The sequence below is a fragment of the Streptomyces silaceus genome, from assembly GCF_001419745.1.
Taxonomy (GTDB): Bacteria; Actinomycetota; Actinomycetes; order Streptomycetales; family Streptomycetaceae; genus Streptomyces; species Streptomyces silaceus.
Genome location: NZ_LIRJ01000622.1, coordinates 1 through 5,990, shown reverse-complemented (window position 1 = coordinate 5,990; position 5,990 = coordinate 1). Strand labels below are relative to the sequence as shown.

Below are 5,990 nucleotides of genomic sequence, written 5' to 3'. Positions count from 1 at the left end.
CGCCGTGCCTGCGGGCGAGCGCGGAGACCACGAAGAGGCCGATGCGGCCGTCCTGGAGGAGGCTGGCGACGTTGACCTGGTCGGGGTCGGCGAGCAGACGGTTCATCTTGTTCTGCTCGGTGAGGGGCATGCCGAGGCCGCGGTCCTCGACCTCGACGGCGAGCCCCGCGGTCACGAGGTTGGCGCGCAGCAGGACCTGGGTGTGCGGCGCGGAGAACACCGTGGCGTTCTCGACGAGTTCGGCGAGCAGGTGGATGACGTCGGCGACGGCGTGCCCGCGCAGGGTGCCGTCGATCGGCGGCACGAGCTTGACCCGCGAGTACTGCTCGACCTCGGCGATGGCGGAGCGCATCACCTCGGTCATGGAGACGGGCTTGCTCCACTGGCGGCGCGAGACGGCGCCGCCGAGGACGGCGAGGTTCTCCGCGTGCCTGCGGATGCGGGTCGCGAGGTGGTCGACGTGGAAGAGGCCCTTGAGGAGTTCGGGGTCCTCGACCTCGTTCTCCAGCTCGTCGAGCAGCGAGATCTCGCGGTGCACGAGCGACTGGAGGCGCCGGGCGAGGTTCACGAAGACCTCGACCTTCTGCTCGCTGCCCGCGTGGCTGGAGAGCTGGGAAGCCTGGACGACGGCGCCGAGGGCGACGTCGTGGGCGCGGGTCAGCTCGTCGGCGAGCTGGTCGAACTCGTCGCCGCCCCGCCGCGTCCGCTGCGGTGTGCGGCGGGCGGGCGGCTGGTCGCCGCGGCGCAACTGTTCGACGACGCCGCGCAGTTCGGACTGGCCGCGCGCGGTGACGCGGCGCAGCCCGATCACCCGGTCGCGCAAGGACTTCGCGGTGCGCTCGGCGGCCACGGCGGCGATGACGACGCCGGCGAGGCCGACGAGGCCCGCCGCGGCGAGCACGGCGACCAGGACGGGCCCCGGCCGGGCCTGGGTCGAACGCAGCGTGAAGAGCACGGCCGCGCAGGCGCTCAGGCCCACGGCGAGGGCCGGCAGCACCGCGATGCGCAGGAGTTGGGGCCGTATGTGCGTCTCGGGCAGAGCGGCGGTGCGGCTGCCCGGCCTGCCGTGCCGCCCGCCTTCTCGACGGTCGGCGCGGGCGGCCGGTGCGCGTAGGTGAGACATCAGCGTCCTCGGTGTGTTGCGACGAGGGTCAAGCGGTCGGCCGACTCCTCTTGCGGCATGTTTGCGGCAGCGCCGTGCCGGCCGGCAGGTCTCGGTGTCAGCCCTGTGTCGTGATCCCTGCGTCGCCCGACGGCCACTCACGGTAGTCGGCAACGCATCATGTGCGATGGGCAGTTGACAAAGTCTGCGGGGCAGCGTCCCGCTCTGGTATGACACCTCGCACGGGGGTCCGATTCACCTCGTACGCTGGTGCGATTCGACCGTCGGACATCAGTTCGCCGACGGCGGCGGGGCCGTCACACCGTCGGCCGTCGCGCCGCTCGGGTCGCCCCGGCCCCGCACCGGCCCCGCACCCCGGCCCGCCACCGCGACCGTACGTATGTACGCAACGGTGACGGCCCGCCCCCCGAGCCTTCGGGGGCGGGCCGTCACCGCACATCACTTCTCCGGAAGAACACTCCACCGCCCGGACCGGGCCGGCGGCTATCCGACAGGCGCCGCCTCCGGCTGCTCGCCGCTGTCGGCCGCCGCGTGCTCGGTCCAGCCCCCCTCCGGCGCGACCGCGACACCGCGCCACCACGGTGCGCCCGGGGCGTCCTCGGCCGCGGGTTCGAACGGCTCGCCGGGGCAGGGCAGCGCGATCCTGGCGCCCGCACGGCGCGCGGCGGCGACGGTGCCCTCGCCGGGCTCCGACCAGGCGTGCGGGGCGAGGTTGAACGTCCCCCAGTGGATCGGCAGCATCACACCGCGCGGCTGCCCGCCCTGGAGGTCCAGATGGGCCCGCATGCCCTCCTCGGGCGTCATGTGGATGTCCGGCCAGAAGTCGGAGTACGCGCCGATCTGGATCATCGTGGCGTCGAACGGGCCGTGTTCGGCGCCGATCTCCGCGAAGCCGGGGAAGTAGCCGGTGTCCCCGCTGTGGTAGACGCGGTGCTCGGGGCCGGCCACCACCCAGGAGGCCCACAGGGTGTGCTGCTGGTTGCGCACGCCGCGGCCGCAGAAGTGCCGCGCGGGCGTCGCCGTCAGGGTCACCCCCGCCACCTGCGCCGACTCGTGCCAGTCCAGCTCGCGCAGCCGGTCCGCGGGGACGCCCCACCGCTCCAGGTGGGCGCCGACGCCGAGTGGCACCGCGAAGACCGTGTCCGTACCCGCCAGGGCCTTGATGGTCGGCAGGTCCAGGTGGTCGTAGTGGTCGTGGGAGATCACCACGACGTCGACCGGGCCGAGCGCCTCCAGCGGCACCGGCACGGGGTGCAGCCGCTTGGGCCCGGCGAAGGCGAACGGCGAGCACCGGTCGCCCCAGACGGGATCGAAGAGCACACGCCGCCCGTCGATCTCCGCGAGGACGCTGGAGTGCCCCATCCAGGTGATCCGGAGGCCACTGGCCGGCGGCTTGGCGAGGTCGGCGAGGGTCGTGGCGTGCACCGGGACGGTGCCGGTCGGGCCGCGGCGGACGCGCTCCTCCTTGCGGAAGTAGATCTTGGCGAACTCGACCGAGGAGCCGGACGGCCTGGTCCGCGCCCCCAAGGGATTCTGGAAGGAGCCCTCGGCCACGGAGAAATTGGGCGACCTGCGGATCCGCGCCAGCCGCGCACCCGCCGGATCCGCTCCGAAGGCGGCGGGCCGCAGCGAGCGGAGCCCGGGGATCAGGGACCGGGTCACGGGACCTCCTGAAAGGGGTGGATAGGCCTCACCATTATGTCCACGGCCCTCGACGCCACATCGCGGAGCCCCGACGCCCCCTTCGTGGAGCCCCGATGCCGTCACCCGCCCCCGAACCTGCACCCGCACCCGCACCCGCACCCGCACCCGCCAAGGAGCACGCCGTGATCTCCCTCGCCCTGTACCTGCCCGGCTCGGGCGCCCTCCCGCGCTGGGCGCAGATCACGGTCGGCGTCGTGGTCCTCGGCCTCGTCGCCGCCCGCCTGTGGCTGACCTACCGCCGCCGGAAGTAGCCACTTCCCCGTCCCGGCTCCCGCAGGCCCCCGGCCGAACGTCAGCCGGAGGCCTGACGCATCGCGGGCGTCAGCACTTCTCGCCGGCTGTCGGGGGGACCGCGCGGAGGTAGTAGTTGGAGACCCAGCCCTGCCAGTTGGTCGTGTTGACCCGGATGTGCCACCACCGGCTTTCTCCGTGGACGTTGGTCCCGGTGGTCCAGCAGTGGAAGTACACGCCGTCGTCGTAGTTGAGCGCACCGGTGGAACCGCAACTGGTGTGCGGCCCGGTGCGGACGTTGACGCCATCGCCGACGATGCGGCCGGTCTTGGACGACTTGTTGCTGAAGCCATGGCTGCAGCTCTTCGCGTCGGCGGCTGACGCCGGCGCCGTGACGAGCAGCGGTGAGGCCATGAGCGCCAGGGCGCCGACGGCGACACCGGTCTTGCCGAGCAGAGTCCGCATGCTTCCCCCCGATGAGGTGATGTGGTCACGGACCAGAGTGGTGGAACACCACGGGCGGGTCGTCGAACGAGGGAGGTATCCGGGTAAACCCTGGCGGTACGCCGTCTCTCCTACGAGAGGCAGGGGTGCTGGCTCAGGGCGCGATGCAGATGAGTGCGGCGGTGGGCAGGACGGTGCCGACGAGGCTGAGCGTCCAGTACTGGGCCGCGCGGAGTTCCGTGCGTCGGGCGAGGGGCCGGTTGGCCGCCCACCAGAGGAATCCGCAGGCCGCTACGGTGAGGCCGAAGCCGAGGACGACGACCGCGAGCCCGTCGTTCTCCGTGGGTGCCGGGTTCTTCGAGGTGGCGGCGATGTACCAGAGCATCCATATCGGGATGACGGCCGGGACGCCGAGGAGGATGTTGACGCCCAGCGCGGTGTACCACCGTCCGGCCACTGCCCCACCCCCTTGATCGTCCACGGCAGGCTACCGCGACGGCGTCCCGGCCCACTGACGGCATGCGCCGGCCGCGCGCGCCGACCAGCCAGGGGTCCGAGGACTCCCACGACCTGCGGCGCGCGGGCGGCCCCCCGCGCGCGGCCTCAGCTCAGTTCGTACACCGCCGTCACCGAGACCTCGTCCTGGATCTCCCCCGGCGCCATCGGTACGTCCTCCTTGGCGGCGGCCACCGGCATCGCGACCGGCCGTGGGCGCCCGCCGTCGCTCTCGTCCAGCGAGACGAGGCGGCCGAGGGTGCGGCCGGCCAGCTTCGCGTACTGCTCGGCCTTGCTCCGGGCGTCGGCGTACGCGGCGTCGCGCGCCGCGGCCCGCAGCGGCCCGGGATCCGCCAGGTCGAAGGCCACCGCGTGGACACGGCCCGCGTCGCCCGCCGCGTCCATGACCGCCTGCACCACAGCCCCGGTCCTGTCGATGTCGCGGACCTTGAGCGTGAACACCTGGGACGCCTGGTAGCCGGTCACCTTCGACGTGTCGTCCTCGTCGCGGTAGACGGCGGACAGGGCGAGGTTCTCCGTCCGGATGTCCCGCTCGGCGACCCCCGCCTCGCGCGCGGCGGCGAGGAGCGCCTTGGCCGCGGTGTTCTGCGCGGCGAGCGCCTTGTCCGCCGTCGGCGCGGTGACCTCGACGCCCGCGGTGAGCACGGCCAGGTCGGGCGCGGCGGACGCGCTGCCCGCACCGGTCACGGTGACGGTCGTCGGCGCGGGGGCGGGCGCGGGCGCCGCGGCCGGGGCGACGGGGGCGGACGCGGCGGCGAGGGCCGGCGCGGCGGGCAGCCCGAGGGCGGCGAGCGCCACGACGACCGCGCCGACGGCACGTACCGGACCGGCCGCACCTGCGCGGGCTGGGCGAGCTGAACGAACTGGGCGCATACGAGGGGATCCCTTCGGCTGTCCGTCCCTCCGGGGACGGCTCGCCGACATCCCAGCACCGGCGCCCGCGCCCGCGTCCGCGCCACTCCGCCCTGTCACCTCACCGGTCCAGCCTCCCCCGCGGGACCGTGCCGAGGGGAGCTACAGCGGCATGAGGTCCGGCCGCTTCGCCTCGACGTGGTCGCCCGAGCTCTCGCCCCGGATGCGCCGCCCGATCCAGGGGACCAGGTACTCGCGGGCCCAGTGGATGTCGTCGCGCCGCACCTCCAGCGTGCCGCGCGGCGGCAGCGGGGGCCACGCCTGGTCGGGGTCCGCGGGGACCTCGAGGCCGAGTACCTGGCCGGCGCGCAGGGCCACGCGCGTGTGTCCCTCGGCGGACAGGTGCAGCCGGTCGCCGTCCCAGGCGCGACGGTCCTGGACGGTCTTGAGGGACCAGAGGTCCAGCACGGGGCAGCCGTACCGGTCGGCGATCGCGCGGACGTGCATGTTGTACGTGGCGATCTTGCCGCGCAGGTGCTTGAGCACGGCGACGCCGCGGGTGTCGAAGCCGGTGGTCACCATGACCGTGCCGACCGCCGAGGAGAGGTCGGCGACGGCCCGCTCGAAGCGCTCGGCGACCTCGTCGGGGTCGGTGCCGGGGCGGATGATGTCGTTGCCGCCGGCGCAGAACGTCACCAGGTCGGGGGCGAGCTCCTTGGCCCGCGGGACCTGGTCCTCGACGATCTGGTCGAGCAGCTTGCCGCGGACGGCGAGGTTGGCATACCGGAAGGTGTGCTCGGGCACCCGGTCGTCCAGCAGGACGGCGAGGCGGTCGGCCCACCCGACGAACGCGCCGTCGGGCCCGGGGTCACCCACGCCTTCGGTGAAGCTGTCGCCGACCGCTGCGTAGGAGTTGAATACGCCGTTGTTGATGGGGTGATTGATGAAGGATGTCGACTCTGCGCTCACGAAGACACATCTTTCACCTCCCTAAGTGACCTACGCCACCGTAGGGAGGGGTTGACGGGGCGTGAGATAAGCCACCGGTCAAGATTCACCCAAGGCGGAATAAGCGCGAGGGGATCCGAAGGTTCGTTCCGGGGGCGGCACTTCGGGGGGG

Annotated in this window: 7 protein-coding genes; 1 reads left to right on the top strand and 6 read right to left on the bottom strand. The window is 73.2% G+C overall.

The features are described from left to right. Together AOK22_RS37910 and AOK22_RS37905 are read right to left on the bottom strand one after the other, a co-directional pair. Positions 1 to 1,123: histidine kinase (locus AOK22_RS37910; protein WP_079037098.1), on the bottom strand; the 1,123-nt coding region annotated here is incomplete at its 3' end. A 483-nt stretch (positions 1,124 to 1,606) separates the two neighbouring features. After that, on the bottom strand, positions 1,607 to 2,785 hold the full coding sequence (locus tag AOK22_RS37905) for an MBL fold metallo-hydrolase (RefSeq protein WP_055703192.1): 1,179 nt from the start codon (positions 2,783 to 2,785) through the stop codon (positions 1,607 to 1,609). 164 nt (positions 2,786 to 2,949) lie between these two features. Here AOK22_RS37905 and AOK22_RS43820 point away from each other — a divergent pair, with 164 nt between their 5' ends. Then, positions 2,950 to 3,078 carry a hypothetical protein gene (locus AOK22_RS43820; protein ID WP_279617114.1) on the top strand — a complete coding sequence of 43 codons (129 nt, stop codon included), beginning with the start codon at positions 2,950 to 2,952 and terminating at the stop codon, positions 3,076 to 3,078. Positions 3,079 to 3,148: 70 nt separating this feature from the next. Here the strand turns inward: AOK22_RS43820 and AOK22_RS37900 are convergent, their stop codons facing one another. From AOK22_RS37900 to AOK22_RS37885, 4 genes are all read right to left on the bottom strand, one after another. Further along, complete coding sequence (locus AOK22_RS37900) at positions 3,149 to 3,523, bottom strand: SH3 domain-containing protein (protein WP_055703191.1); 375 nt, start codon at positions 3,521 to 3,523, stop codon at positions 3,149 to 3,151. 133 nt (positions 3,524 to 3,656) lie between these two features. Continuing rightward, on the bottom strand, positions 3,657 to 3,959 hold the full coding sequence (locus AOK22_RS37895; protein ID WP_055703190.1) for a hypothetical protein: 303 nt from the start codon (positions 3,957 to 3,959) through the stop codon (positions 3,657 to 3,659). A gap of 146 nt (positions 3,960 to 4,105) precedes the next feature. Continuing rightward, on the bottom strand, positions 4,106 to 4,816 hold the full coding sequence (locus tag AOK22_RS37890) for an SIMPL domain-containing protein (protein WP_069887313.1): 711 nt from the start codon (positions 4,814 to 4,816) through the stop codon (positions 4,106 to 4,108). Between the two features lie 216 nt (positions 4,817 to 5,032). Then, positions 5,033 to 5,839, bottom strand: a complete 807-nt coding sequence (locus tag AOK22_RS37885) for an SGNH/GDSL hydrolase family protein (RefSeq protein ID WP_055703188.1) — start codon at positions 5,837 to 5,839, stop codon at positions 5,033 to 5,035. Positions 5,840 to 5,990 lie beyond the last annotated feature (151 nt).